The sequence below is a fragment of the Pseudomonas gingeri genome (genome assembly GCF_013385635.1).
GTDB lineage: Bacteria > Pseudomonadota > Gammaproteobacteria > Pseudomonadales > Pseudomonadaceae > Aquipseudomonas > Aquipseudomonas gingeri_A.
This window is the reverse complement of sequence record NZ_JACAPR010000013.1, coordinates 110,786-137,264: the sequence shown is the minus strand read 5'-3', so window position 1 is coordinate 137,264 and position 26,479 is coordinate 110,786. Positions and strand designations below refer to the sequence as shown.

Annotated in this window: 21 protein-coding genes; 13 read left to right on the top strand and 8 right to left on the bottom strand. The window is 62.2% G+C overall.

Features of this window, described 5'->3' with window-relative positions:
* The first annotated feature begins 227 nt into the window (after positions 1–227).
* Genes HX851_RS41495 through yghU form a run of 4 tightly spaced genes read left to right on the top strand, consistent with a single transcriptional unit; the run spans position 228 to position 6,991 of the window.
* Positions 228–3,416, top strand: a complete 3,189-nt coding sequence (locus tag HX851_RS41495; protein WP_177056766.1) for an efflux RND transporter permease subunit — start codon at positions 228–230, stop codon at positions 3,414–3,416.
* A 1-nt stretch (position 3,417) separates the two neighbouring features.
* The gene (locus HX851_RS41490) at positions 3,418–4,614 is read left to right on the top strand and encodes an efflux RND transporter periplasmic adaptor subunit (protein WP_177063894.1); all 1,197 of its coding nucleotides are present in this window, start codon (positions 3,418–3,420) and stop codon (positions 4,612–4,614) included.
* Positions 4,607–6,094 (top strand): efflux transporter outer membrane subunit, encoded by a 1,488-nt coding sequence (locus tag HX851_RS41485; RefSeq protein ID WP_439899228.1) that lies wholly within the window; start codon positions 4,607–4,609, stop codon positions 6,092–6,094. The genes HX851_RS41490 and HX851_RS41485 overlap by 8 nt, the downstream gene beginning before the upstream one ends.
* A gap of 18 nt (positions 6,095–6,112) precedes the next feature.
* On the top strand, positions 6,113–6,991 hold the full coding sequence (yghU, locus tag HX851_RS41480; protein ID WP_177063893.1) for a glutathione-dependent disulfide-bond oxidoreductase: 879 nt from the start codon (positions 6,113–6,115) through the stop codon (positions 6,989–6,991).
* Between the two features lie 66 nt (positions 6,992–7,057).
* Here the strand turns inward: yghU and HX851_RS41475 are convergent, their stop codons facing one another.
* From HX851_RS41475 to HX851_RS41465, 3 genes are all read right to left on the bottom strand, one after another.
* Positions 7,058–7,423 (bottom strand): hypothetical protein, encoded by a 366-nt coding sequence (locus HX851_RS41475; RefSeq protein WP_177063892.1) that lies wholly within the window; start codon positions 7,421–7,423, stop codon positions 7,058–7,060.
* A 160-nt stretch (positions 7,424–7,583) separates the two neighbouring features.
* The gene (locus tag HX851_RS41470) at positions 7,584–8,147 is read right to left on the bottom strand and encodes a hypothetical protein (protein ID WP_177056770.1); all 564 of its coding nucleotides are present in this window, start codon (positions 8,145–8,147) and stop codon (positions 7,584–7,586) included.
* A gap of 315 nt (positions 8,148–8,462) precedes the next feature.
* Entirely contained in the window at positions 8,463–9,026 is a 564-nt protein-coding gene (locus HX851_RS41465) for a TetR/AcrR family transcriptional regulator (RefSeq protein ID WP_177063891.1), read from the bottom strand.
* 99 nt (positions 9,027–9,125) lie between these two features.
* Here HX851_RS41465 and HX851_RS41460 point away from each other — a divergent pair, with 99 nt between their 5' ends.
* On the top strand, positions 9,126–9,770 hold the full coding sequence (locus HX851_RS41460) for a glutathione S-transferase family protein (protein WP_177063890.1): 645 nt from the start codon (positions 9,126–9,128) through the stop codon (positions 9,768–9,770).
* 18 nt (positions 9,771–9,788) lie between these two features.
* Here HX851_RS41460 and HX851_RS41455 read toward each other — a convergent pair whose 3' ends face one another.
* Positions 9,789–10,667 carry an AraC family transcriptional regulator gene (locus tag HX851_RS41455; protein ID WP_218173478.1) on the bottom strand — a complete coding sequence of 293 codons (879 nt, stop codon included), beginning with the start codon at positions 10,665–10,667 and terminating at the stop codon, positions 9,789–9,791.
* A 218-nt stretch (positions 10,668–10,885) separates the two neighbouring features.
* On the opposite strand from HX851_RS41455, the gene HX851_RS41450 reads away from it, so the two are divergent.
* Genes HX851_RS41450 through fhuB form a run of 5 tightly spaced genes read left to right on the top strand, consistent with a single transcriptional unit; the run spans position 10,886 to position 18,390 of the window.
* Positions 10,886–12,907, top strand: coding sequence for a TonB-dependent siderophore receptor (locus tag HX851_RS41450; RefSeq protein WP_439899227.1), 2,022 nt, complete (start codon positions 10,886–10,888; stop codon positions 12,905–12,907).
* A 6-nt stretch (positions 12,908–12,913) separates the two neighbouring features.
* Positions 12,914–14,626: a cyclic peptide export ABC transporter gene (locus tag HX851_RS41445; protein ID WP_177063888.1), complete on the top strand. Its 1,713-nt coding sequence runs from the start codon at positions 12,914–12,916 to the stop codon at positions 14,624–14,626.
* Positions 14,627–14,682: 56 nt separating this feature from the next.
* Positions 14,683–15,450 carry an ATP-binding cassette domain-containing protein gene (locus HX851_RS41440; protein ID WP_370590453.1) on the top strand — a complete coding sequence of 256 codons (768 nt, stop codon included), beginning with the start codon at positions 14,683–14,685 and terminating at the stop codon, positions 15,448–15,450.
* On the top strand, positions 15,447–16,394 hold the full coding sequence (locus HX851_RS41435; protein ID WP_177063887.1) for an ABC transporter substrate-binding protein: 948 nt from the start codon (positions 15,447–15,449) through the stop codon (positions 16,392–16,394). Before HX851_RS41440 ends, HX851_RS41435 begins: the two co-directional genes overlap by 4 nt.
* Complete coding sequence (gene fhuB / locus HX851_RS41430) at positions 16,387–18,390, top strand: Fe(3+)-hydroxamate ABC transporter permease FhuB (protein WP_369680892.1); 2,004 nt, start codon at positions 16,387–16,389, stop codon at positions 18,388–18,390. The genes HX851_RS41435 and fhuB overlap by 8 nt, the downstream gene beginning before the upstream one ends.
* Before the next feature lie 3 nt (positions 18,391–18,393).
* Here fhuB and HX851_RS41425 read toward each other — a convergent pair whose 3' ends face one another.
* On the bottom strand, positions 18,394–19,377 hold the full coding sequence (locus HX851_RS41425) for a DNA-binding protein (RefSeq protein ID WP_177063886.1): 984 nt from the start codon (positions 19,375–19,377) through the stop codon (positions 18,394–18,396).
* 177 nt (positions 19,378–19,554) lie between these two features.
* On the opposite strand from HX851_RS41425, the gene HX851_RS41420 reads away from it, so the two are divergent.
* From HX851_RS41420 to ahpF, 3 genes are all read left to right on the top strand, one after another.
* Complete coding sequence (locus tag HX851_RS41420; RefSeq protein WP_177063885.1) at positions 19,555–20,499, top strand: site-specific integrase; 945 nt, start codon at positions 19,555–19,557, stop codon at positions 20,497–20,499.
* Between the two features lie 132 nt (positions 20,500–20,631).
* Complete coding sequence (ahpC, locus tag HX851_RS41415) at positions 20,632–21,195, top strand: alkyl hydroperoxide reductase subunit C (RefSeq protein ID WP_017128507.1); 564 nt, start codon at positions 20,632–20,634, stop codon at positions 21,193–21,195.
* Between the two features lie 125 nt (positions 21,196–21,320).
* Positions 21,321–22,886: an alkyl hydroperoxide reductase subunit F gene (ahpF, locus tag HX851_RS41410; protein ID WP_177056778.1), complete on the top strand. Its 1,566-nt coding sequence runs from the start codon at positions 21,321–21,323 to the stop codon at positions 22,884–22,886.
* A gap of 192 nt (positions 22,887–23,078) precedes the next feature.
* Here ahpF and gloA read toward each other — a convergent pair whose 3' ends face one another.
* The 3 genes from gloA to HX851_RS41395 form a co-directional block, all read right to left on the bottom strand.
* Positions 23,079–23,609 carry a lactoylglutathione lyase gene (gene gloA, locus HX851_RS41405; RefSeq protein ID WP_177063884.1) on the bottom strand — a complete coding sequence of 177 codons (531 nt, stop codon included), beginning with the start codon at positions 23,607–23,609 and terminating at the stop codon, positions 23,079–23,081.
* Positions 23,610–24,258: 649 nt separating this feature from the next.
* Positions 24,259–24,618, bottom strand: coding sequence for a histone-like nucleoid-structuring protein, MvaT/MvaU family (locus tag HX851_RS41400; protein WP_177063883.1), 360 nt, complete (start codon positions 24,616–24,618; stop codon positions 24,259–24,261).
* A gap of 257 nt (positions 24,619–24,875) precedes the next feature.
* Entirely contained in the window at positions 24,876–26,420 is a 1,545-nt protein-coding gene (locus HX851_RS41395) for an EAL domain-containing protein (protein WP_177063882.1), read from the bottom strand.
* Between the last annotated feature and the right edge of the window lie 59 nt (positions 26,421–26,479).

Below are 26,479 nucleotides of genomic sequence, written 5' to 3'. Positions count from 1 at the left end.
CTCCTTCAGCTCTGACACTGGATCTTCAACTGCGTTCTGCAAGAAATATACTTGCGTATGCCACTAAAATCTATATCGTGGCATATGCCTCTTTATGACCAGGATGTCAGAGCTGTTTGCCCGGGTCGAGGAGGGCGCAGGGCGGGAATAGAGCGCCGTATGAAGCGCCCCGCGAGCTTGCGCCATGTGCCTTCCTCACTGTCCAATCCCTTGTCTGGATCACCTCCATGCTGAGCCTTGTGCGCATAGCTTTGCGGCGCCCCTATACCTTTGTTGTACTGGCAATCCTCATCCTGATCGTCGGACCGCTCGCGGCCTGGCGTACGCCCACCGACATCTTTCCGGAAATCCGCATTCCGGTGATCGCCGTGATCTGGCAGTACACCGGCTTGCCGCCGGACCAGATGGCCGGTCGGATCACTTCGCCTTTCGAACGGGTGCTGACCACCACGGTCAACGACATCCGCCATATCGAGGCGCAGTCGATGACCGGCTACGGGATCGTCAAGGTGTTCTTCCAGCCCGGGGTCAATATCAGTACCGCCAACGCGCAACTGACTTCGGTGTCCCAGGCCATCCTGCGCAACCTGCCGCCGGGCACGGTGCCGCCGCTGATTCTCAACTACAGCGCCTCGACGGTGCCGATCGTGCAATTGGCGCTGTCGGGCAATGGCTTCAGTGAACAGAAACTCGGTGACCTGGGCTTGAACACCGTGCGGCTGATGCTGACCACGGTTCCCGGTGCGGCCGTGCCTTATCCGTTCGGCGGCAAGAGCCGCCAGGTGCAGATTGACCTGGACTCGGCGCGGATGCAGGCACGGGGGTTGTCGGCGCAGGATGTTGCCACCGCCCTGGCGACGCAGAACGTGATCACCCCGGTAGGCACGCAGAAGATCGGCAGCTATGAATACACGCTGCAACTGAACAACTCGCCCACGGATTTCCATGACCTGGAGAACCTGCCGATCAAGACCGCCGATGGCACCACGGTGCTGATTCGTGACGTGGCGACGGTGCGTGACGGCAACCCGCCGCAGAGCAATATCGTCCACGTCAACGGCAACCGGTCGGTACTGATTCCGGTGCTCAAGACCGGTTCGGCCTCGACCCTCGGGGTGATCGCCGGGATCAAGGACAAGCTGGCCGACAACAAGGCCGCCTTGCCGCCGAACCTGAATATCGACCTGATCGGCGACCAGTCGCTGTTCGTCCGTTCGGCCATCAGCGGCGTGGCCCGCGAAGGCCTGATCGCGGCGGCACTGACCAGCCTGATGATCCTGCTGTTCCTCGGCAGTTGGCGCTCGACGGTGATCATCGCCGTGTCGATTCCACTGGCGATCCTGTCGTCGATTGTCACCTTGTCGGTGCTCGGCGAGACCCTGAACATCATGACCCTGGGCGGCCTGGCGCTGGCGGTGGGGATCCTGGTGGACGACGCCACGGTCACCATCGAGAACATCAACTGGCACCTGGAGCAGGGCAAGCCGGTGGAGCAGGCGATACTCGACGGTGCCGCGCAGATCGTCACGCCGGCCTTTGTCTCGCTGTTGTGTATCTGCATCGTGTTCGTGCCGATGTTCTTCCTCGACGGTGTCGCCCGGTTCCTCTTCGTGCCGATGGCCGAGGCGGTGATCTTTGCCATGATCGCCTCGTTCATCCTGTCGCGGACCCTGGTGCCGACCATGGCCAACTACCTGCTCAAGCCCCATGTCCACGGGGATGACGGGCAGCCGCATGTGGCCCCCTCGAACAATCCGCTGGTGCGTTTCCAGCGCGGCTTCGAGGCGTGTTTCGAAACCCTGCGCGGGCATTACCACAACGTACTGGACAGCGCCCTGCATCATCGGCGTGTGGTGGTGATCGCGATGCTGGCGTTTGTCGTCGCCTCGTTCGCACTGGTGCCGATGCTGGGTCGCAACTTCTTCCCCGAGGTCGACTCAGGGCAGATCCTGTTGCATGTGCGGGCACCAGTGGGTACGCGGGTGGAGAGTACCGCGCAGTTGATTGCCGAGGTCGAGAAGTCGATCCGCTCGGTGATCGAACCGGATCAGCTGGCGGCGCTGGTGGACAATATCGGCCTGTCCATCAGCGGTATCAACACCGCCTATAACAACACCGGTACCGTCGGCTCCCAGGACAGCGATATCCAGATCAGCCTGAAGGAAGGCCACAAGCCGACGGCCGACTATGTGCGTGAGCTGCGCGAAATCCTGCCGCGGGAATTCCCCAATGCGGTGTTCTCGTACCCGGCCTCGGACATTGTCGGGCAGATCCTCAACTTCGGTGCTTCGGCGCCTGTCGACGTGCAGATCGCCGGCAACAACCTGGCGGCCAACTTCAGCTATGCCAGTCGGCTGCTGCGGGAAATCCGCCGGGTACCTGGCGTGGTGGATGCACGGATCCAGCAGTCGCAGCAATTGCCGACCTTCAAGATCGATGTCGACCGCACCCGGGCGCAACTGGTCGGCCTGACCGAGCGCGATGTCACCAACAGCCTGGTGGTCAACCTGGCCGGTTCCAGCCAGGTGGCGCCGACGTTCTGGCTCAACAATGCCAACGGCGTGTCCTACCCGATCGTGTTGCAGACGCCACAGTACAGTCTCGATAACCTGGCCGCCTTGCACAACCTGCCGCTCAGCGGTAGCGCCGGTGCTGCCTCCGACCAGACGCTGGGCGCCCTGGCGTCGATCCAGCGCAGTCATGGCAACTCGGTGGTGACCCAGTCGGATATCCAGCCGGTGGTGGAGATCCTCACTTCGATCCAGGGTCGTGACCTTGGCGGGGTGGCCGCCGATATCCAGAAGATCATCGCGACCCATGCCAGTGATGTCCCTACCGGTTCCAAGGTGCAGTTGCAGGGGCAGGTGCAGACCATGAACGCGGCCTTCGGCGGGCTGCTGTTCGGCCTGCTTGGCGCAGTGGTGCTGATCTACCTGCTGATCGTGGTCAATTTCCAGTCCTGGAGCGACCCGTTCGTGATCATTACCGCCTTGCCGGCGGCGCTTGCCGGGATTGTCTGGATGTTGTTCATCACCCATACGCCATTGTCGGTACCGGCCTTGACCGGGGCGATCATGTGTATGGGGGTGGCCACCGCCAACGCGATCCTGGTGGTGAGTTTCTGCCGCGAGCGCCTGGCGGTCCACGGCGATCCGGTGAAGGCTGCCCTGGAGGCCGGCTTCACCCGCCTGCGACCGGTAATGATGACAGCCATCTCGATGATCATCGGCATGGCGCCCATGGCCCTGAGCCTGGGTGAGGGCGGCGAGCAGAACGCGCCGCTGGGTCGCGCCGTGATCGGCGGTCTGGGCTTCGCCACCATCGCCACATTGTTCCTGGTTCCGCTGATTTTCAGTCTTGTGCACGGGCGTCGTCAGCACGCCACGCTTGCGACCACCGTCACTCAAGGGGTTTGACATGTCCACCGACACCATCGTATCCAACCCGGGCCCGCGTCGGCGCTCGTCCCGTGGCCTGGTTGTGCTCCTGCTGGGACTGGCCTTGCTGGTCGCCATCGTGGGCTTCGGCGTTGCCGTGCGCGCCACCGAGTCCCGCGACCTGAAGACCTGGACCAACACCCAGGCACTGCCCAACGTCAATCTGGTGACCCCGGGCGTACAGCCCCAGGGACCGGTGCTGAACCTGCCGGGACGGCTGGAGGCCTATTCGCGGGCCTCGATCTTTGCCCGGGTCAACGGCTACCTGAAATCCTGGAAAGTGGACATCGGCAGCCACGTCAAGTCCGGGCAACTGCTGGCCGAGATCGACACCCCGGAACTCGATCAGCAACTGCTGCAGGCCCGCGCCGACCTGGCTTCGGCCCAGGCCAACGCGAACCTGGCCGAAACCACGGCCAAGCGCTGGCAGGCGATGCTCGCGTCCGACTCGGTGTCGCGTCAGGATGTCGATGAGCGCACCAGTGACCTGACGGCCAAGCTGGCGAAGGTCAAGGCGGCCCAGGCCAATGTCGAGCAACTGGTCGCGACCAAGGGCTTCCAGCGCCTGACCGCACCGTTCGAAGGTGTGGTGACGGCACGTTCCACCGACGTCGGTGCGCTGATCAGCGCCGGCGGCAGTGCCGGGCGCGAGTTGTTCGCGGTATCGGACGTCAGCCGCCTGCGGGTCTATGTGCAGGTGCCACAGACCTTCTCGCCACAGATCCGCGTCGGTACCACGGCCCGGCTCACGGTACCCGAGTATCGTCAGGAAGCGTTTACCGCCAAGGTGATCGCCACCGCCGATGCGGTGACCGCGGCGTCCGGCAGTACCCTGGTGCAACTGCTGGTGGACAACCCGGGCGGCCGACTGCTGCCGGGCGGTTACACCAGCGTGCAGTTCGACCTGCCGGTACAGGCCGATGTGCTGCGCCTGCCCGCCAGCGCCCTGGTGTTCGACGACCACGGTATGCGCGTGGCGACCCTGGACGCGAACAATCATGTGCTGTTCAAGACCGTCAGCATCGCCCGCGATTTTGGCGACACGGTGGAAATCGGCAGTGGTCTGCTGGCCAGCGACCGGGTGATCGACACGCCGCCCGATGGCCTGGCCGACAATGATGCGGTGCAAGTGGCCTACAACCCGTCCAACCCGTCGGAGGCCAAACCCCATGGCTAAGTCTCGCATGCCGTGGTCATCGGGCCTGTGGCTGCTCGCCAGCCTTGGCCTGGGCGCCTGTTCCCTGGCGCCGGAGTTGAAAGTGCCTGCCACGCCGGTGGCCGCGCAGTTTCACGACCAGGCGCCATGGACGTTGGCGGCGCCCAACGACCAGGCCAGTCGCGAAGGCTGGTGGCACATCTACAACGATCCGCAACTGGATGCGATGCAGCAACAGTTGCTGAAGAACAACCCCGACCTGAGCGCCGCGCTGGCCCATTACCTCCAGGCCCAGGCGTTTGTTGCCCAGGATCGCTCCGGACTGTTTCCGACCGTCAAGGGCATTGGCAGTGGCCAGCGCCTGCGTCAGTCGGACACCCGGCCGTTGCGCTCGGCCACTTCGCCGGACGTCTATAACTCAGCGACCCTGGGTATCGAGGTAGACTATGAAGTCGACCTGTGGGGACGCGTACGTGACACGGTCGCGGCCGGCAACAGCGACGCCCAGGCGGCCCAGGCCGACCTGGCTTCGGTGCGCCTGAGCCTACAGGCCCAGTTGGCGGACAGCTATATCCGCCTGCGTGGGCTCGACTGGCAGGACCAGTTGCTGCATGAAACCAGCGACGCCTATGCCAAGGCCTTGAGCCTGACCGAAGGCCTGCACGGTGGTGGCATCGTCTCCGGCCTGGATGTGGCGCGGGCGCGGACCCAGTTGTCGACGGTGAAGTCGCAGTTGACCCAGAACCTCGCCCAGCGGGCACTGATCGAACATGCCATTGCCGCGATGCTCGGTGAGTCGGCGTCGACCTACGCCATTGCCCCGAGCACCGCGCCTATTGCGTTGCCAGGCATACCGACGGGCGTGCCTTCGACACTGTTGCAGCGGCGCCCGGATATCGCCGCCGCCGAACGCCGGATCGCCGCGGCCAACGCGCGGATCGGCGTAGCCCGTGCCGCCTGGTTCCCGGCCATTACCCTGAGCGCCCAGGGCGGTTACCAGAGTGACGAGTTCGCGCGCTTGCTGACGGCGCCCAACCTGTTCTGGGCCATCGGCCCGTCGTTGGTGACGACCCTGTTTGACGGCGGCGCCCGCCAGGCCCAGGTAGACATCGCCAAGGCCGCTACCGACGAGGCCGCGGCCAAATATCGTGGGGTGGTGCTCGGCGCGTTCGAGCAGGTCGAGAACAACCTCACGCTGATCGCCGGCTTGGGCAGCGCGCTGGACGACCAGCGCGACGCCGCCGCTGCAGCGCAGTATGCCCAGGACTTGTCCCTGGCACGCTATCGCCAGGGTGCTGTCGGATACCTCGACGTCGTCACCGCGCAAGTCACCTCGCTACAGGCGCAACGCTCGGTGCTCGAGTTGCAGACGCAGCAGTTGAGTGCCAACGTGGGCCTGATCAAGGCACTGGGCGGCGGTTGGAACATCACGCAGTTGAACGCTACCGCCGATGTCGCCGCCAATCGGGACGGCGCCGTCGATACCGCGGCTATCCATTGAAACCAAGGAGTATTGAGCATGACAAACTCATCGGATTACCAGCCACCCAAGGTCTGGACCTGGAACACGGAGAACGGCGGGAAGTTTGCCAGTATCAACCGCCCCATCGCCGGGGCAACCCATGACAAAAAATTGCCGGTAGGGCGTCACCTACTGCAGTTGTATTCCCTGGCGACGCCCAACGGGCAGAAGGTCACCATTCTGCTGGAAGAACTCCTGGCTCTCGGTCACCAGGGCGCGGAATACGATGCCTGGCTGATCCGTATCGGTGAAGGGGAGCAGTTCGGCAGCGGTTTCGTGGACGTGAACCCGAACTCCAAGATCCCCGCGCTGATGGACCACAGCGGGCCGAAGCCGATCCGGATCTTCGAGTCGGGCGCTATTCTGCAGTACCTCGCGGAGAAATTCGGTGCGTTCCTGCCGACCGAGCCTGCCGCTCGTGCCGAGTGCCTGTCCTGGCTGTTCTGGCAGATGGGCAGCGCGCCGTATCTGGGCGGAGGCTTCGGGCATTTCTACGCCTACGCGCCGACGAAGATCGAGTACGCGATCGACCGGTTCGCCATGGAAACCAAGCGTCAGCTCGATGTGCTCGACAAACAGTTGGCGGTCAGCGAGTACATTGCCGGCGACGAGTACAGCATCGCCGACATGGCGATCTGGCCCTGGTACGGTGGCCTGGCGAAAGGGCGGCTTTACGAGGCGGCGGAGTTCCTTTCGGTGCAGGATTACCGGCATGTGCAGCGTTGGGCCGATGCCATCGACGCACGTCCCGCGGTACAGCGTGGGCGGATGGTCAACCGGGTGTTTGGCGAGCCTTCCAGCCAATTGCGCGAACGTCACGATGCCGCGGATTTCGAAACGCGTACCGAAGACAAGCTGGACACTGTAAGCCAGTGACACGAGAGCCCCGGTAAAAGAAAACCCTCTACTCGCCCGAACAGGCGAGTAGAGGGTCAATCAGCCTCAGCGAAGCTGGGGCGTGGGTGTATCAGCGCTTACTGCTTTATGCCTGAGCATGATTTTCAGCGCTACCGGTGTCTCTTCGTCGTGGACGACGAGCAACCGCAGATCCAGCCAGGTAGCACCCGACTGGCATGTCCAGGGGGCAAAGTAGTCAAGACTGAAGTCAAAGTACGGGGGGACCTCGACCCAGGTCTTGAACACTATTGCGCTGTAAGCCGCGTGCAACAACGAACTCAGGCGAAAGCCATGCTTGGCGATGCTGGGCTGTCGATCAATGTCTACCGCTTCACTCCAGACATCGTCAGTGATGACAATCGGCAACTTGAGCAGTTCCAGTTGCTGTAAGGTGCAAGCACTTGGTTTCATGGTTCTCTCCTGCAGGATTGAGCGCGGAGAGACACCACACCCATACGGGGAGTGTTCCCCGCGCGGGTTGAAACGGTTTTGTAGCGAAACGCTTATCTTGTCCGGGCTTTACGCACTACCAACGGATTGAGACCGGCTGGCAGGGTAGTAAGGCTTCGGGTCAGAGCGGGTACAGGTATTGAGCAAGGATGTGGTCAAAGCCGATCTTGAGGAGCGGAAACACCACACTTGCGACAACGATGCCCAACTGCCAATAGACGAATCTGTTTTTCGACTTCAAGTCCTTGATGGAAGACTCGAGCAAAGTGCTTTTTTCGTCGGTCAGGCTTTCCTGTTTCTTCATCACGGCATGCAGGCTGTTGCCTTTTCTGTCGATTGCAGAAAACAGTTCGTCGCCTTGTTTCTCCACCAGCAACTTGAGGTTGTCCACCTGATTGACGAGGAGGCGATTCAATGTGGCTATCTGCTCGCTCTGTCGTTCGACCAGCTTATGGAGTTGCGCGGTCTGTTCTTCGAACGAACTTCGAACACCTCTGATCGAACCACGCATCTCGCCAGCAATGTCAGAAATCGATTTTCTCATCTGGTTTTCGGTTCGCGCCAGATCGGGTTTCAGGGCAAGAATCTGCACCTCTTCCCGGCAAGCCTCGGTAACTGCCCTGGCTTTCTCCGGTGGAACTCTGAGTGTTATCAGCGCTTCGTACAGCGACATTTTCAGGCTCATGGTGTCTCCTCCATCAAATGAGTGACGGAGACACCCCCTGACGGTTGGTCTCCGTCAGGATAGGCGTGGTGCATTCGGTCGGCGAGGGCATCGACGACTGTTCGCGCTTCCGAATGCTGGGCGAACTTCGGGCGATCAATGCGCAATATGCGCACCGTGGCCTTGAAGATCGCGACCACTTGGGCTGGTGCTGTCGATGACAGCTGACCAGGTCACATGATCGATCCAGGGCGGCTGGACTGGCTAGTCAGGCACTTCCTTCCCATGCATGGGAAAAGGCGTCTCAGCGTGTTTTCAATTCGATCAGGGCGCTTCTCAGGGAATCAGGCCGGCAAGCCGATACGAACCGATCAGTTGGTCATAGATCGCGATGTCGTTGCGTCCCCTCGACACCAGCTGCGCGCCCTGGATCGCGGCAAAGATGGAAAACGCCTGCTGCCTGAGGGCTTCGGGCTGTGCATCCGCCTGCTCCAGGGCCAGCACCCTGGTCAGCCAGGCGATGTTGGCGTCCGTGAAGGCTTTCACTTCGACCTGCACTTCTGGCGGCAGGTCGTGGTGCTCGGCGGCCAGGATGCCGCACAGGCACATGCGGTTGCCATTCTCCAGGGCGGCGCGAAAGACCGCCGTGTATTCCTTCAGCATCGAGGACGGTTCCCGGGAGGCGGTCAGGAACTGCTCGAACAAAACCACGGCACCTTCGGTATAACGCCGGGCCAGCGCGGCCCCCAGGTCGCCCTTGGTGGGGAAGTGATAGTGGATGCTGGCGCTCTTGATGCCGACGTCCTTGGCCAGTTCGCGAAAACTCAGGGCGTTATAGCCGCGAGCCTGCACAACTGTTTGCGCTGCTTGCAGGATGGTTTGCCGGGTGTCTGTGGTCATGAAGGTTTTTGCCTACCTATCGATAGATATGCGTTGACAAGGGGATGTCGTTGGTTTCATTGTCTACCTTCCGATAGGTAGATGGCAATGGAGTCAAGAATGAAGATTTACGATATGCCCGGTTTCCCCAGCCCGTTGCGCGTTCGTGTGGCTTTGGCCGAGAAGGGATTGGCCTCGCGGGTCGAGTTCGTCCGGGTCGATGTGCCGTCCGCCGAGCACAAGCAGCCGGCTTTCCTGGCGAAGAACCCTACCGGCACCGTGCCGGTGCTGGAGCTGGATGACGGTACTTACCTGGCCGAATGCACGGCCATTACCGAGTACCTCGACAACCTTGATGGCAATCCCACGCTCACCGGTACGACGCCGAAGGAGAAGGGGGTGATCCACATGATGCAGAAACGTGCCGACGATCAGTTGATCGACGCCATCGGTATCTACTTCCACCATGCGACCGAGGGGCTCGGCGCCGGGCTCAAGCCCTACAAGAGTCCCGAGTGGCAGGAGCGGGCGGTCTGGGGCGAGAGGAATCGCGACAAGGCCATCAACGGCATGCGTTATTTCGACCAGGTCCTGCAGACCCGGCCATACGTGGCCGGCGATCACTTCTCGATGGCGGATATCACCGTCTGGGCGGGCCTGGCCTTTGCCGGTTTTGCGCAGATTGCAATCCCGGAGGAATGCACGGCGCTGGTGGCCTGGAACGCCAGGGTCAGTGAGCGCCCCAGCGTGAAAAATCCGGCCTGATCGCGCGTGTTGTAACGTTTACCCGGCACCCAGCAACCCGGTGCCGGTCTCGGCCGCGGACACCCCCTGTCCGCCAGCCAGCACCCGTTCCACATATTGCGCCGGCGTGCTCCCGAGCAAGCTGCGAAACATATAGATAAAGGCGCTCGAACTGCGATAACCCAGTGCCTGGGCCACTTCGTTGATCGACACGCCTTCCACCAGCCGGCAGATCGCCTCGTCGACCCGCACCTGCAAGCGCCAGTGATGAAAGGTCACCCCGGTTTCTTCCTTCATCCGTCGCGCCAGGGTCCGTGAACTGGCACCGATGCGCTCACCCCATTCTTCCAGGGTGTCGTTGTTGTCCGGGCTTTGCAGGATGGCATCGCAGACTCGCCGCAACCGACGATCCAGGGGCATCGGCAGGTTGTTGTTCTGCCGGGACGCCTGGCCCAGCAGATGGATCAGCAGCCCGGAGGCCTGCTGGCGGGGTGGCTCGGCCAGGTTCGGGCTGTCATTGAGCATCAGGATCAGCTCGCGCATCAGCGGCGTCATGGTCAGCACGCAGCATTCATCCCAGCGCCAGGGCACGGCGTGGGGTTCGAGGTACACCGAGCGCATCGAGATTTCGCCAACCATGCGCACTTCATGGGTCACACCCGCCGGAATCCACAACGCCCGCATGGGCGCCAGGGTCCAGGCCCCGGTTTCGGTGGTCACCCGCATCAATCCCCGTGGCGAATACATGAGCTGGATCCGGGCGTGGGAGTGAGGTTGCTGCCTGGCCCCCGAGGCATAGTCATACGCCCTGACCAGTAGTGGCGGGGCGTCCTCCGGAAACTCTCGGTAGGGGGTAATGGCTGCTTTTGGGGCGGGATGGTCGTGAGCGGCAGAAAAGCGCCAATTCTGTCCTTTCATCGATACAAGTTGTCCTGAAGCCAAGTAAACAGACTGGCAAAATTAATGCAAACCAATCGCATTTACAACTACCAGAGCCACTGATTCTCATGAGCAGAAGTAAGCTTGAACGCTTTGCGCACGTTCCCTCGCCTTGCCGGCTGACGTTTAACCGCCTTCTGTTCGCTCCCCTGGCGTTGGCCGCGGCAGTGGCGCAGGCTCAATCGGCTCCGGAGACAGTGTTGCCGCAAACCCAGATTCTCGGCGACCAGGCTACACAGAATGTCGCCGTGACTGAAGGCACCGACAGCTACAAACCGGCCCTGGTGACCGTCGGCAAGGTGCCGGTGCAGCCCAAGGACCTGCCGGGTTCGGTCTCGGTGATCACCCGTCAGCGCATGGACGACCAGGCCATGACCACGGTCGATGACGCCTTGCGCAATACCCCCGGGATCACCGCCGTGACCTACGGTGACGGCACCAGCTACTTCCAGTCCCGCGGTTATGCCGCCGAGGTGCAGTTCGACGGCTTGCCGGCCAACAACGGCCTGCAGTACCTGCCGCAGTTCGACCTGGCGATGTACGACCGGGTCGAGGTCCTGCGCGGGCCCGCCGGGCTGCTGCAAGGCTTCGGCAATCCCGGCGGTACGGTCAACCTGGTACGCAAGCGTCCCCAGGATGTGTTCGGCCTGAGCGGCGCGGTGTCGGCCGGCTCCTGGGACAGCTACCGCACCGAATGGGATGTCACCGGGCCGCTGAACGACAGCGGCACTATCAAGGGGCGCCTGGGTTTCAGCGGTCGCGATGAACGAAGCTTCCAGGACGACGGTAAGACCGGCCAGGGGCTGATCTACGGTTCGCTCGCCTTTGACCTGGATCCGGACACCGAGCTGACGGTTGGCATGGCCCAGCAGAAAATCAACCTGAATGGCGTGGATTACGGCTTGTCGACGTTCACCAACGGTCGTTTTGTCGATTCGAAACGCTCGGGCTTCTACGGCACCGACTGGAGCTACGCCGACACCGACATGACCGAAATCTATGCCGATCTGGTGCACCGCTTCGGCAATGGTTGGCAGAACCGTACGGCGATCAACTACCGCACTTCGGAGGTCAGTTCCAAGTACGGCTACATCGACGGCCAGGTCAATCCCGATCGCTCCGCCGACTACTGGCTGCAGCGCCAGCAGGACCGTTATCGCTGGGTCGGCGTCGACTCTTATGTCAACGGCCCGTTCGAGTTGTTCGGCCGCACCCATGAGCTGATGCTCGGGGTCAACTATGCCGAGAGCCACCAACACAGCCTGTCGGGCGGCACCAGTGGCGGGGTGGTCGACATCGACAACATAAATGTGCCCAACACTGATATTCCCTACAGCTTTGGTACCACCTCCGACACCCGCCAATACGGCGTCTATGGACAGGTCACCTTCAAGCCGGTGGACGACTTGTCGCTAATCCTCGGCGGTCGCCAGAACCACTATGAAAGCTCGCGGCAGAACCTGCTGCCGTCGAACGGGGCGACGGTCGACGACCCCGACCAGAACAAGTTCACCCCCTATGCTGGTGTGGTCTACGGTGTGAACTCCTGGCTGTCGGCGTACGCCAGCTACTCGGATATCTTCACGCCGTCCCAGGCCTTCCAGACCACCGCCAGCGGCAGTGTGCTCAAGCCACGTACCGGCCACCAGGCCGAAGTCGGCCTCAAGAGCGACTTCCTCGACGGCCGCCTCGGCGCCTCGCTGGCAGTGTTCCAGATCGACGACCAGAACCGTCCGGTGGCCGACGACGCCAACCCCGGCCGCTGGTTGGCCCAGGGCAAGGCCCGCAGCAGCGGTTTCGAGGCGCAAGTCACTGGCAAGGTGCTGCCGAACTGGGATGTACAGGCCGGCTACACCTACCTGCAGACCCGGTTGCTGGGGGCGGCGGCCAGCGATGGCAGTATCCAGGACCCGGAAGAACCCAAGCACATGCTCAAGCTCTGGAACACCTACCACTTCGAGGGTGACACCCTGAACAACTGGCGTGTCGGCGGCGGTGTTCGTGCCCAGAGTCGCACCACCCGCAATGAAGTCAGCTACCAGGGCGGTTATGCGGTGGTGGACGGCCTGATCGGCTACAAGATCGACGAACACCTGGACCTGGCCCTGAACATGAACAATCTGCTGGACCGTACCTACTATGCGCGGGTGCCTTCCAACTACTACGGCCTGTATGGCGATCCCCGCAATGCCACGCTGACCCTGCGGGTGAAGTACTGATAACCCATGACGCCGACCAGACAATCCAACCCCTCGACTCCTGGCCTCGATATCCGGCCAGGAGACTCCAGTACACCGTTCGCGTTGTTGCTGGACATGCTCCAGGGCGCGCGCGGCTGGCTTTTGCTCGCGGGCATGGCGAGCCTGCTCAGTGGCTTCGGCAGTGCCGCCATGGTGGCGCTGATCAATCAGGCGCTGTCGGCCCAGGGTGATGAGCTGGGTGCGCTGGGTCTGCGCTTCATGCTGCTGGGGATCGCCGTGCTGCTGTTGCGGCTGCTGTCACAGACCCTGTTCATGTACCTCGGACAGAGGGCCAAGGCCAGCGTGCGCCTGCGTACCATCCGGCATATCGCCAACGCCTCCTATGCTCATCTGGAGCGCTACGGCGGCGGACGCCCCCTGGCGATCCTGACCGGCGACCTGGACACGCTGGTGGTGCTGTTCATCAACCTGCCGACCATCATGATGCAGAGCACGGTGATCATCGGCTGCCTGGCCTACCTGGGCTGGTTGTCCTGGCAGATCCTGCTGTTCGCGCTGCTGGCCATCGCCATCGGTGCGGCGGGCTTCCTGCTGGTCAACAGCCGGGCCCTGGAGCATCTGCGCGGGTCACGGCAGCGCGAGGATGACCTGATCCAGCAGTTCCGCGCACTGTTCGACGGCGCCAAGGAGCTCAAGCTGCACCGTTCCCGCCGTCGTACCTTTATCGACGACACGCTGGCGCCGCATATCGAGTCGGTGCGGGTGCAACGGACTCTGGGTTATGTGCTGTTCAGCGCGGCGTCGAGCTGGGGCAACCTGATCCTGTTCGCCTTTGTCGGCCTGACGCTGTTCGTGCTGTCGCGCACCTATGGCGTCGACCACCAGGTGATGTCCGGCTACGCGATGATCTTCCTCTACATGATCCTGCCGATCGAAGGCCTGCTGGCGGCGTTGCCGACCCTGGGCTCGGCGCGCATTGCCCTGGAGCGGATCGCCCGGCTGGAGGTGCAGTTGCCGGCCGAGATCGCGGGCGAGCAGGGCGGTGACAGCGCCTTCCAGCGCATCGAATTGCGCGGCCTGACGCACCGTTACTTTCGTGAAAAGGAAAACAGCTATTTCATGCTCGGCCCCGTTGACCTGACGTTCTCGCCGGGGGAGATCACCTACCTGATCGGCGGCAACGGCAGCGGCAAGACCACCCTGGCCAAGCTGCTGGTGGGGCTGTATGAGGGCGAGGGCGGCAGCGTGCTGCTGGACGGCGGGCCGGTCGAGGCGGCGACGCGCGATGCCTATCGCCAGCGCTTTTCCACGGTGTTCAGCGATTTCTTCCTGTTCGACACGCTGCTGGGGGTGATGCCGCCGCACCTGGAGCCCCAGGCCCGGGCCTTGCTCAAGGCGCTGCAACTGGAACACAAGGTGAGTATCGCGGACGGTGCGTTCACTACCCTCAACCTGTCCCAGGGCCAGCGCAAGCGCCTGGCCTTGCTGGTGGCACTGCTTGAAGACCGGGCCTTCTACGTCTTCGACGAATGGGCGGCGGACCAGGACCCGGCTTTCAAGGAGGTGTTCTACAAAAGCCTGCTGCCGGACCTCAAGGCCCGAGGCAAGGCCGTGCTGGTGATCACCCATGATGACCGTTATTTCTCCCTGGCCGATCGTTGCATCAAGCTCGACACCGGCCAGATCGTTGCCGATGCGCCGGGTGCCGTCAGTGCAGAGGAGTCGTCCGTTCGATGAGCATGCTTGAGTCGAGTCCCATCGTCGAAGCCCCCGGGACGCTTCAGGGGCCGGGTCTGTTCCGGCTGGACGGTGCCAGCGTGAAGGTCGGTACCCGGACCTTGTTGCACCCCATGGACCTGCGCCTCGAGCAAGGCCGCATCTATGGCCTGATCGGGCATAACGGCTCCGGCAAGTCGACCTTGCTCAAGCTGCTGGCCCGGCAACAGACGGCCAGCGCCGGTTCCCTGCAACTGGGCGATAAACCGCTGCACGGCTGGTCGTCGCGGGCCTTTGCCCGACAGATCGCCTACCTGCCGCAGCAGCCGCCCGAGGTCGATGGCCTGCTGGTGCGGGAACTGGTGGCGCTGGGGCGACATCCCTGGCACGGCGCCCTCGGTCGGTTTGGCGCCGAGGATCGCGATTGGGTGGAACAGGCGATGCTGGCCACCGATGTCGCGCAGTATGCCGAGCGCCCCGTGGACAGTCTCTCCGGTGGCGAGCGTCAGCGGGCGTGGATTGCGATGCTGGTGGCGCAGAACTGTCGCTGCATGCTGCTCGACGAACCCACCTCGGCCCTCGATATCGGCCATCAACTGGCGGTGCTCGAACTGGTCCGCGACCTCTGCCGGCAGCGCGGCATGGGCGCGGTGATCATCCTCCACGATGTCAATATGGCCGCCCGTTTCTGTGACGAGATCATTGCCTTGCGTGAAGGGCGCCTGCAATTGCAGATCAGCGCGGGCGACATGCTTCAGGAGAGGCATCTCGAACAGGTCTACGGTGTGCCGATGGGGGTGGTGACCGATCCCGCCAGCGGGCGCCTGATAGGTTTTGCGCGATGAGTGCGCAGCTAAGTCGTCGGCGTATCCTGCAATGGATGGCCAGTGCGCCGCCGGCACTGTGGATGAACCGTCCATGGGCTTCGATGCAGCCCCCGACGCCCTCAAGGATCATTCCGCTGAGCTGGGAGCTGGCCGAAACACTGCTGGCGCTGGGACATGCGCCTATCGCCTTGCCGCTGCCCGACTGGTACACCCGGACCATTGTCGAGCCGCCTTTGCCCGAGGGGGTGGTCGATATCGGTCTGCTGTACCAGCCCAGCTTCGAACTGCTTCGGCAACTGACGCCCGACCTGCTGATCCTGACACCCGGGCATATTGGCTTGAAGCCGATGCTCGAACGCCTGGCGCCGACGGTCACGTTCGGTGCTTACATGAGCACCGCACGGCCTTATCCGGCCCTGCAACAGGAAACCCGGCGGATGGCCCGGGTGCTCGATTGCCTCCCGCGCGCCGAGTCTCTGCTTGCCGAAACCGAACAGGTCTTCGAAACGGTAAGCCGCTGTCTGGCCGTGCAGCCCGCTGTTACCACAAGGCCGACCTTCGTTGCCGATGCGGTGGATGAATACCATCTGCGGGTGTACGGCGCCGGCAGCCTGTTCGATACGGTGCTGGCAAGGATTGGCGTGAGCAATGCGGCCCATCCGGTCGATGTCGGGGCTGGCGGCTGGAGCAGCAATTCGGCCGGGTATGCCCTGGTGCCCTTGCAGCGGCTTGCCGGTGTTCCCGAGGCCAACCTGCTGCTGGTCGGGCCGGTGGCATCGAACGTACAGGCGGCCCTGCAACAAAGCCCGGTCTGGCGGGCCATGCCTTGTGTGCGCGAGGGGCGTGTCGCGCGCCTGCCAGTGATCGCACCCTATGGCGGCCTGGTGTCGCTGCAACGTTTCGCCCGTGCGGTGGCGGTGGCCTTGTATCGAACGGCCCATCAGGAGCCTGCCAGTGTCTAGTGTTCGTCTGTCTTTTGTCCCTCGGGGTTGCCTGTGGCTGGTGTGCGGCCTGTTGGCGCTGGCCGTTGTCCTGGCCGCCCTGCAAGTGGGTGCGATGCTGGGAAGCCGGCCTTGGTTGGCAGCATTGCTGCACCCGGATCCCCGTGACCTGTCCCAGGTGCTGCTGCACGAATCGCTGTTGCCCCGCGTCGCGATGGCGCTGTTGTGTGGCGCGGCGCTGGGCCTGGCCGGTACGTTGATACAACAGGTGCTGCGCAATCCGTTGGCCGAGCCGATGACCCTGGGTATTTTTCCCGGCGCTTATCTGGCATTGGCGCTCTATACCCTCTACGCCCCCGAGGGCTGGGGCGGCGGGCGCGAACTGGTGGCCCTCGGCGGCGGTGCGCTGGCGGTGCTGGTGGTGCTGGCATTGGCCTGGCCCCAACGGTTGTCGCCGATGGCGGTGATCCTCTCGGGCATGGTGGTCAATCTCTACTGCGGCGCGGTCAGCCTGGCGATCGCGTTGGTGCACTTCGACTTTCTGCTCGGCTTGCAGATCTGGGGCGGCGGCGCGTTGGAACAGGCCGGCTGGCAACCCGGTCGACACCTGGCGATTGGGTTGCTGGCCTGTGCGCTGGCCGTGTGGGTTATCCGGCGGCCGCTGGTGTTGCTCGACAGCGGCGAAAGCACCGCCCGCAGCCTCGGAGCGAAGGTTGGGCGCACGCGTCTGCTCGCTCTGCTGGTAGCGGTGGTGCTGACAGCCCTGGTGGTGGCGCAGGTGGGTGTGATCGGTTTTCTCGGCCTGGCGGCGCCCGCGTTGGCCCGCTTGCTCGGTGCGCGAACCCTGTACCAGCGCCTGTGGTGGTCGAGCGGGATCGGCGCGGCCATCTTGTGGGCCACCGACCAGGTTGTCCTGCTGCTGTCGACCACGGACTCGTTTTCGGCTCACCTGATTCCGACCGGCACCGTCACCTCATTGCTCGGCGTGCCGTTGCTGATTGCCATGCTGCCTCGCCTGCGCAGCGGCATTGCCGGTCAGTGGAAACCCAACTGGCCGAACGGCAAGGGTTTCACGTCGACACGCGGCTGGGGGCTGGCGACGCTGCTGCTCGTCGGTCTGTTCCTGTCGTTTGCCGTGTCCCGGGGACTGGAGGGCTGGCATATCGCGAGTCCGGCCCAGGTGCAGGCGCTGCTGTTCTGGCAGTTGCCCCATAGCGTGATCGCCGCGGCGGCCGGGGGGCTGCTGGCGTTGGCCGGGACCTTGCTGCAGCGTGCCACGGCCAACCCGATGGCCAGTCCCGATCTGCTTGGGGTCAGCTCCGGCGGAGCCATGGGAATAGTTGTCGCAGTCTTCATGGTCAGCCAGCCGTCCCCGGCCATCCTCTTCGGCGCCTGCCTGAGCGGTTCGCTGCTCGCCCTGGCCGGGCTGCTGTGGCTGGGGCGGGGCGCCTTTACCCCGCAACGCCTGCTGCTGATCGGTGTCGCGGTGAGTGCCTGGTTCCAGGCCATGGTCAGTGCGACCCTGGCCAGCGGCGATCCCCGCGCGGCATTGATGCTGCAATTGGTGACGGGGTCGATCTACTACATTCCCTCGACCCTGGCCTGGGCCGCCGCCGCGCTATTGCTGCTGGGCCTGTGCCTGGCGCCGCTGTTCTCGCGCTGGCTCAAGGCGTTTTCGCTGGGCGAGGGCGCGGCGGCGAGTGTCGGCGTGCCGGTGGCCCGTGCACGTTTGCTGATTCTGCTGTTCGCCGGTGTGTTGACCACCATGGCGACCCTGCTGGTGGGGCCGTTGTCCTTTATCGGCCTGCTGGCGCCGCATATTGCCCGGCTGGTGGGGGCACGCCAGCCGCTGCAACAGCTATGGGCCGCTGCGGTATTTGGCGTGATCCTGATGATCGTCGCGGAGTGGCTGGGCAGGCAGTTGATCTTCCCGCAGCAAATGCCCGCCGGGCTGACGGCCACCCTGTTGGGCGGACCGTACCTGGTGCTGTTGATGCTCTATCGGCGCAAGGCCTGAGGATCAGGGTTGTGGCGCAAGGGCGGCCCGGGCCTGGTCGAGTGCCGCTTCGACTTCCAGGAGCTTGAGTTCCAGGGTCTGGGTGGTCGTGCGTTGCTCGTCGCTGGTCTGCCGGAGTGTCTCCGTGGCCTGCTGGGCCACCCGCAGGCGCTCCTGGAGGAGGGTGCGCTCGCTTTCCAGCTGGATCGCGCGGTCCAGTAGCTGTTCCTCGCGTTTGGCCGCCTTGTGCAGTTGCTCCTGGGACTGTTTCAGTTCCTTCATCAGCCCACGGCTTTCTGCCAGCAGGCGCTCGTTGTCGCGGTGCAACTGGGTGATTTCATCCTGGCGCACCAGCGCGCTCTGCTGGGCCTGGCGCAACTCCATCTGCACCTGTTGCAATTGCCCTTCATGGCGCCGCTGTTCCTGCTCACGTTGCTCTTTGGCGGCACTGCGGAAGTGCTCCAGAGCGTCACGGGCATGCTGGTGCTTGTCTTCCAGCGAGCGGATCTGTTCTTCCTTGTCCTTGAGGCGCAGCTCGCTGTCGCTGAGGGCCTGGCTCAGGCCGGCATTGCGGGTCTGTTCGGTCTGCAGCATGGAGCGGGTGGTCTGCAGGTCCTGGGACTCCTGTTCCAGGGCCGCCGCCTGGACCTCGAACTGCTGCTGGAGCTGCTCCAGCTTCTGCGTGGTCTCCGCCAGTTGCACCTGCCATTGGGCCTGCTGTTCCTGCCAGCGGGTTTCGGACCGTTCCAGCGGTTCCCGGGCCTGTTCCTGCAGGCGCTGGGCGAGGCGGGCGACCAACGCGGCCAGCTCTTCCTCGAGATCCTCCTGGGGCACCGCCAGGCGTTGGTCGCTTTCGGCCAGTTCCTTCAGGTAGCGATGGATGGTGGTTTTCGAGCCCGTATTGCCCATTTCGATACGTACCGCATCAATGCTGGGGTTTTCGCCACGGGCGAGGATCGCCAATCGCGCGGTTTGCACCACCGCCTTGTTCACGCCGCCGCGAGCCATGTCTTCTCCTACGATTTCGTACTGTAGTATGTAGCCTGTATTTACATAGCATATCACTAAAAAATGATAAGCCAATATTGATCGTTAATAACATGGGATATACTGGTATTACCCCTTGTGAGAGGCGGTTTTCAATTTTCAAACGGCTCTTTGCGTACACCTCTGGAATATCTGCCCATGAGCGAGCTGGATCGCTATCTGCACGCCGCCACGCGGGACAACACCCGTCGCAGCTATCGGGCTGCCATCGAGCACTTCGAGGTAAGTTGGGGCGGATTCCTGCCGGCCACCGGCGACAGCGTGGCGCGTTACCTGGTGGCCCATGCCGGGCTGCTTTCGATCAATACGCTCAAATTGCGTCTTTCGGCCCTGGCCCAATGGCACAGCAGTCAAGGGTTTGCCGATCCGACCAAGGCGCCGGTGGTGCGCAAGGTGTTCAAGGGCATCCGCGCCCTGCATCCGGCGCAGGAAAAACAGGCCGCGCCCTTGCAGTTGCAGCATCTGGAGCAAGTGATCGCTTCACTGGAGAGCGAGGTCCAGGCCGCGTTGGCCCGGCAGGATCGACCACGATTGCTCCGGGCCCGGCGCGATGCGGCACTGATCCTGCTGGGGTTCTGGCGCGGCTTTCGCAGCGATGAGCTGTGCCGGCTGGAGATCGAGCACGTACTGGCGCAGTCGGGAGCCGGTATCACCCTGTACCTGCCGCGCAGCAAAAACGACCGGGATAACCTCGGGCGCACCTATCAGACTCCCGCCCTGCAACGGCTCTGTCCGGTGCAGGCCTATATCGAGTGGATCAATTGCGCGGCGCTGGTGCGTGGCCCGGTGTTTCGTGGCATTGATCGCTGGGGCAACCTGGGCGAGGAGGGGCTACACGCCAACAGCGTCATTCCTTTGTTGCGCCAGGCCCTGGCGCGCGCCGGCATCGCCGCCGAGCACTACACCAGCCACTCCCTGCGCCGGGGTTTTGCCACCTGGGCCCATCGCAGCGGCTGGGACCTCAAGTCGCTGATGAGTTATGTCGGCTGGAAAGACCTGAAATCGGCCATGCGCTACGTCGAGGCCAGCCCGTTTGCCGGCATGGGGCTGCTCGGCGAAAAAACGGTCCAGCCAGGATCATAAGATTTCTTCTATTAATACAGCAGGCTTATAGCGAAAACCAATCGCGAGCATCAGCTTTGCCAATGAGCCAGAACGCAAAAGAATGGCTAGGATTCTCCCATCAACTTCTTAACCCCTGACGGAGAGTCAACGATGCCTATCATCAACAGCCAAGTTAAACCGTTCAAAGCAACCGCTTACAAAAACGGCAATTTCGTCGAAGTGTCGGACGCTGACCTGAAAGGCAAATGGTCGGTAGTGTTCTTCTACCCAGCCGACTTCACCTTCGTTTGCCCGACCGAACTGGAAGACCTGGCTGACAACTACGACGCGTTCCAGAAACTGGGCGTTGAAATCTACAGCGTGTCGACCGACACCCACTTCGCCCACGCTGCCTGGCACAACACTTCGCCAGCCATCGGCAAGATCCAGTACACCATGATCGGCGACCCGACCCTGACCATCTCCCGCAACTTCGACGTACTGATCGAAGAAGCTGGCCTGGCAGACCGTGGCACCTTCGTGATCAACCCAGAAGGCCAGATCAAGATCGTTGAGCTCAACGATGGCGGCGTAGGCCGTGACGCTTCCGAGCTGCTGCGCAAGATCAAGGCCGCTCAGTACGTGGCTGCCCACCCGGGTGAAGTCTGCCCAGCCAAGTGGCAGGAAGGCGAGGCCACCCTGGCTCCGTCCCTGGACCTGGTCGGCAAGATCTAAACCAGTGAGTCAGCCAAGGGCGGTCATCCGCACTTCATAAGTCAGCCGCACCGCCCAATAACGCCCGGGTGGTAATCACCTGGGCGTTGTTATTTCTACCGTATTGAAAAAGGGAAATCGCCCGCATGTTGGACGCCAATCTTAAAGCCCAGTTGAAGTCGTACCTGGAACGGGTTACGCAACCGATCGAGATCGTCGCCTCCCTTGATGACGGCGCGAAATCTCAGGAAATGCTCGCGCTGCTCAAAGATGTCGCCAGTCTTTCCACCCAGATCACCTTGTTGGACAACGGCACCGATGCGCGCAAGCCATCGTTCTCGTTGAATCGCCCGGGAGCCGATATCAGCCTGCGTTTCGCCGGCATCCCCATGGGCCACGAATTCACTTCGCTGGTGCTGGCCTTGCTGCAAGTCGGCGGCCACCCATCGAAGGCCAGTGTCGAAGTGATCGAACAGATCCGTTCGCTCAAGGGCGAGTTCAACTTCGAGACTTACTTCTCGCTGTCCTGTCAGAACTGCCCGGACGTGGTCCAGGCGCTGAACCTGATGGCGGTGCTGAACCCGAACATCCGTCACGTCGCCATCGACGGCGCGTTGTTCCAGGACGAAGTCAACGATCGCAAGATCATGGCCGTACCGAGTGTCTACCTCAATGGCGTGAATTTCGGCCAGGGCCGCATGGGCCTCGAGGAAATCCTCGGCAAGCTCGACACCGGCGCCCTCGAGAAACAGGCGGAAAAACTCAACGCCAAGGACGCCTTTGACGTCCTCGTGGTCGGCGGTGGCCCGGCCGGTGCCGCGGCAGCCATCTACGCTGCCCGCAAAGGTATCCGCACCGGTGTCGCAGCCGAGCGTTTCGGTGGCCAGGTGCTGGACACCATGGCGATCGAGAACTTTATCTCGGTCCAGGAAACCGAAGGGCCGAAACTGGCCAGCGCCCTGGAAGAGCACGTTCGCCAGTACGACGTCGATATCATGAACCTGCAGCGTGCCAGTGCCCTGGTGCCGGCGAAGAATGCCGGTGAGCTGCACGAAGTCCGCTTCGAAAGTGGTGCCAGCCTCAAGGCCAAGACCGTGATCCTCGCCACCGGCGCCCGCTGGCGTGAAATGGGTGTGCCAGGTGAACAGGAATACAAGGCCAAGGGTGTGTGCTTCTGCCCGCACTGCGATGGCCCGCTGTTCAAGGGCAAGCGTGTCGCCGTGATCGGTGGCGGCAACTCCGGTGTCGAGGCGGCCATCGACCTGGCCGGTATCGTCAGCCACGTGACGCTGCTGGAATTCGACAGCAAGCTGCGTGCCGACGCTGTACTGCAACGCAAGCTCTACAGCCTGCCGAACGTCAATGTCATCACCAGTGCTCTGACCAGTGAGGTCAAGGGCGATGGTCAGAAGGTCACCGGCCTGGTCTACAAGGACCGTGATTCCGGTGAGTTCAACACCATCGAACTGGAAGGTATCTTCGTGCAGATCGGTCTGCTGCCGAATACCGACTGGCTCAAGGGCAGTGTCGAGTTGTCGCCCCGGGGCGAGATCATTGTCGATGCACGCGGCGAGACTTCGCTGCCGGGTATCTTCGCTGCCGGTGACGTCACCACGGTGCCGTACAAGCAGATCGTGATCGCGGTGGGCGAGGGGGCCAAGGCTTCGTTGAGCGCCTTCGATCACCTGATCCGCACCTCCGCTCCGGCCTGATTGAACGCTACATAACTTGCCGATCGTTCCCACGCAGAGCGTGGGAATGCCTCACTGGACGCTCTGCGTCCGCTTCTGTGACGCAGAGCGTCACGGGCTGTATTCCCACGCAGAGCGTGGGAACGATCATATAGCGCATTAAAAAGCCCCATGGATCGACGATCCATGGGGCTTTTGCATTGGCGGGTGTGATCAGGCGTCTTGCAGCGGCGCCGGCTGGATGATCTCGACCCAATAGGCGTCCGGATCCTTCACGAAAGCCAGGCTTTTCATGCGGCCATCCGTCAGGCGTTTCTGGAACTCCACGCCCAGGTCCTCGAAGCGCGCGCAGGCGGCACGGATGTCCGGCACCGAGATGCAGATATGGCCGAAGCCACGCGGATCGGTGTTGCCGTTGTGGTAGGCGAAATCGGGGTCGTTCTCGGTGCCGTGGTTGTGGGTCAGTTCCAGGATGCCGGGAATCGACTTCATCCATTGTGTGCGCGTTGCCGCATCGGCCGGAATCTGCGATTTGTCCACCAGGGCAAGGAAATACAGGCTGAACTCGGCTTCCGGGAAGTCACGTTTCTCCACCAGGGAGAAGCCCAGTACACGGGTGTAGAAATCCAGGGACTGGGTGGCGTCCTTGACACGCAGCATGGTGTGGTTGAACACGAAGCCCTGGGTGGCGGTGTCGGGTTGGGCGGTAACGCCGGGGAATGTGTTCAGGTCGTGCAGGCTCATAAGCCCTCCGCGAAGGTGGTGAAGGCGGTCGATCGATAAAACACCGGCACGGGCTGGCCGGTCTCGGACCTTGTGGGATACAGGATGATACGTAAAGCGCAGTCGCACTCCAAATCCTGTCGGTGAATTCTAGGGATTCAGGGCGACGGGGAGGTAATAGCGGGGTACTTCGGGGGAAGGGATAAGTTATATGAAGTGCAGGTGGATAAACGTCGGGGCATAAAGAAGCCCGCCGAAGCGGGCATTGGGGCGCTAATCCTTTAGCAGCCTTCATCCTGTAAGAGTCGATGTGAAAAAAATGTGAAGGCTTCGAACGGGTATCTTTTATCCGACCGGCGTCGAGGTGGGTGATGAGGGTGCGCGGCTGTGCGAGATTTTTTACATCACCTGCTTCGAATGGAAATAACTGACAGCGTTCAAGGAACATGCGGTACTTACTGGCCAGTTGTCATTAGTTGTGCGGGAGATGAAATCAGCAACAGGGCGGAACTCTGTTGGAGGTAATCTGTCGTGCGCTTGTTTTCCGTGGCGGTCGCCTTGAACAGTCTTTGAAAGAGTCGCGCGGCCTTGTGACTTGTTAATCAATGAGACGTGTTGTTATTCCATAAAAAACCCTGCATTTACAGGGTTTTTATGGGAGTGGTAGAAGTTAACCGCGTAGCCAGGAGTCCACGGTGGCAGCACCGTATTGTTCCTTCCAGGCTTTGAGCCCACGGTGATTACCGCCCTTGGTTTCGATCAGTTCTCCCGTATGAGGGTTCTGATAGACCTTGACCACGCGAGCGCGACGCTGCTTGGGCGCATGGGCGGTCTTGGCGCTGGAGGCCTGGGGATCGAGGATGGCGTTGACCTCCCGCAGGCTCTTGCCATAGGTCTTCATCAGGTCTTTGAGTTTTTTCTCGAACTCGATTTCCTTCTTGAGCCCGGCATCGTTTTTCAGGGCTTCCAACTGAGCGAGTTGTTCTTGCAGGGCTTTTTCTGCGGCGCGAAATTCAGCGAGTCTGGACAAGATTTTTACTCCAATAGTCTATTCGGTTGCCATGAACCTATAACAAAGAGACAAGCCGTCGCTTACAGTCGATCCCACCAGACACTGTCCACAGTGCCCTGAATACGCTGGGTCATTATGTATAAACCCGAGGCTTTCCCGTCAATTTACTGCTGGCAGGAAAAAGTGTAGTAGTTCTCGGCCCAAGAGTAAATCATATGGCTAAAGTAGTAGGACAAAAGTGCGGGAGTTGCCTGCCGCCTTTGTTTCATTGTGGATTAATCGGCATTCTGCTGCTTGAGACTGCTGAGAAAATCCGCGGCGGGTAACGGTTTGCCAAACAGATAGCCCTGCAGGAAGTCGACGCCGCGGGAAGCCAGGTAATCCCGTTGTTCGGCGGTTTCCACGCCTTCGGCAACGATGCCCAGTTCCAGCTTGCCGCTCAACTCGATAATGCTATCCAGAATATGCCGCGACAGTGCATCGAGGCCGATCATGGCGACAAAACTCTGGTCGATCTTCAGATAATCGACATTGAACTTGCGCAGGTAATTCAGGCTGGAGTGCCCGGTGCCGAAGTCATCGATGGCGACCATCACTCCCAGGCTGTGCAACTGTTCGAACAGTTGATGGGTAATTGCGCTGGGCTCGATCAACTCCCGCTCGGTCAATTCCAGCACCAGCCTGATCTGGCCCGGCGCGAAGGCCGCGAGAAACTGCCGACAGTCCTCCACCAGTTGCAGGTCGTGGCAATGGCTGGCGGTGATATTCACGCCGACGTGAAAGCCGGGCTCGAACGCGTCCGAGTGCGGGGCCAGGAGGGCCGCGGTCTGTTGCAGCAGCGAACGGGTCATGGGCACGATCAGGCCGGAGTGTTCGGCGAAGGGAATAAACAGATCCGGGCGCACCAGGCCTTCACGGGGATGGTTCCAGCGCATCAACACCTCCAGGCCTGACCATTTCAAGGTGTCGCTGTGCACCACGGGCTGGAAATACGGAACGAACTCGCGGGCTTCAAGAGCCCGCTGCAACTCGTGGCTTGGCGCACCGGAGCGCTTCTGCAGCCAGCGGGTGGTAATGCCGGCCAATACGCCGAGTATCAGCAGCAGGACCAGCAACTCCAGGTACTCCTTGCCAACATAGCGCCAGGCCTCGCCTTCGGGAAAGCCCGCGCTGACGCTGAACGGGAAACGCGTGGAGCGCAGGCTGGCCTGGGCCACGGCAAAGGCCGGTGCCTTGCCCCCGACCACCTGTCCCTGGCCGGAGATCCAGACATTGCCGACCTGCAACACCAGACCGGCCTCGCGACCGATCAGGCGCAACAGGTTACCCAGGTGATAACCGTCGATACTGACCATCGCCGCACCATTGCCCTGTGCCAGGCGCAGGACCAGCAGCGACGACTTGGGCGTGACCGGGTTGCCGTCCATCAACCAGAGTCGACCACCGACATAATCGGCCGGATTGACAACTTCCTGATAAGGGCCGAACAACGAAGTGCAATACAGATTGTTGTTCCAGGCCAGGTTGGCCGCGCGCACGAACGGGCGTCGGGTCACCTGTTCGCGCAGGGCCAACTCGACTTCGGCGCAGGGGCGGCCGGCCAGCGGGACAATGGCATGGGCCGACAGCTCGGCGTTGTCGAGCATCAGTTCGAACTGTTTCAGCGCGTCGTCGGCGGTTTCCCGGCTATGGGCATTCAAGGCCCGATCGGCTTGCCAGTGCAGAATGGCTATACCCGAGACGATGGGCAGCAGGCCAATCAGCAGGCTCAGCCCGTAACGGGCAGGCCGGGAGCGAGAGCCTTTGACGGTCAGTGGCATTCAGTGAACCTGTGTCGGCAGGGGAGCGGTAGACGGATGATAGTTGGCGGTTGTCGCGC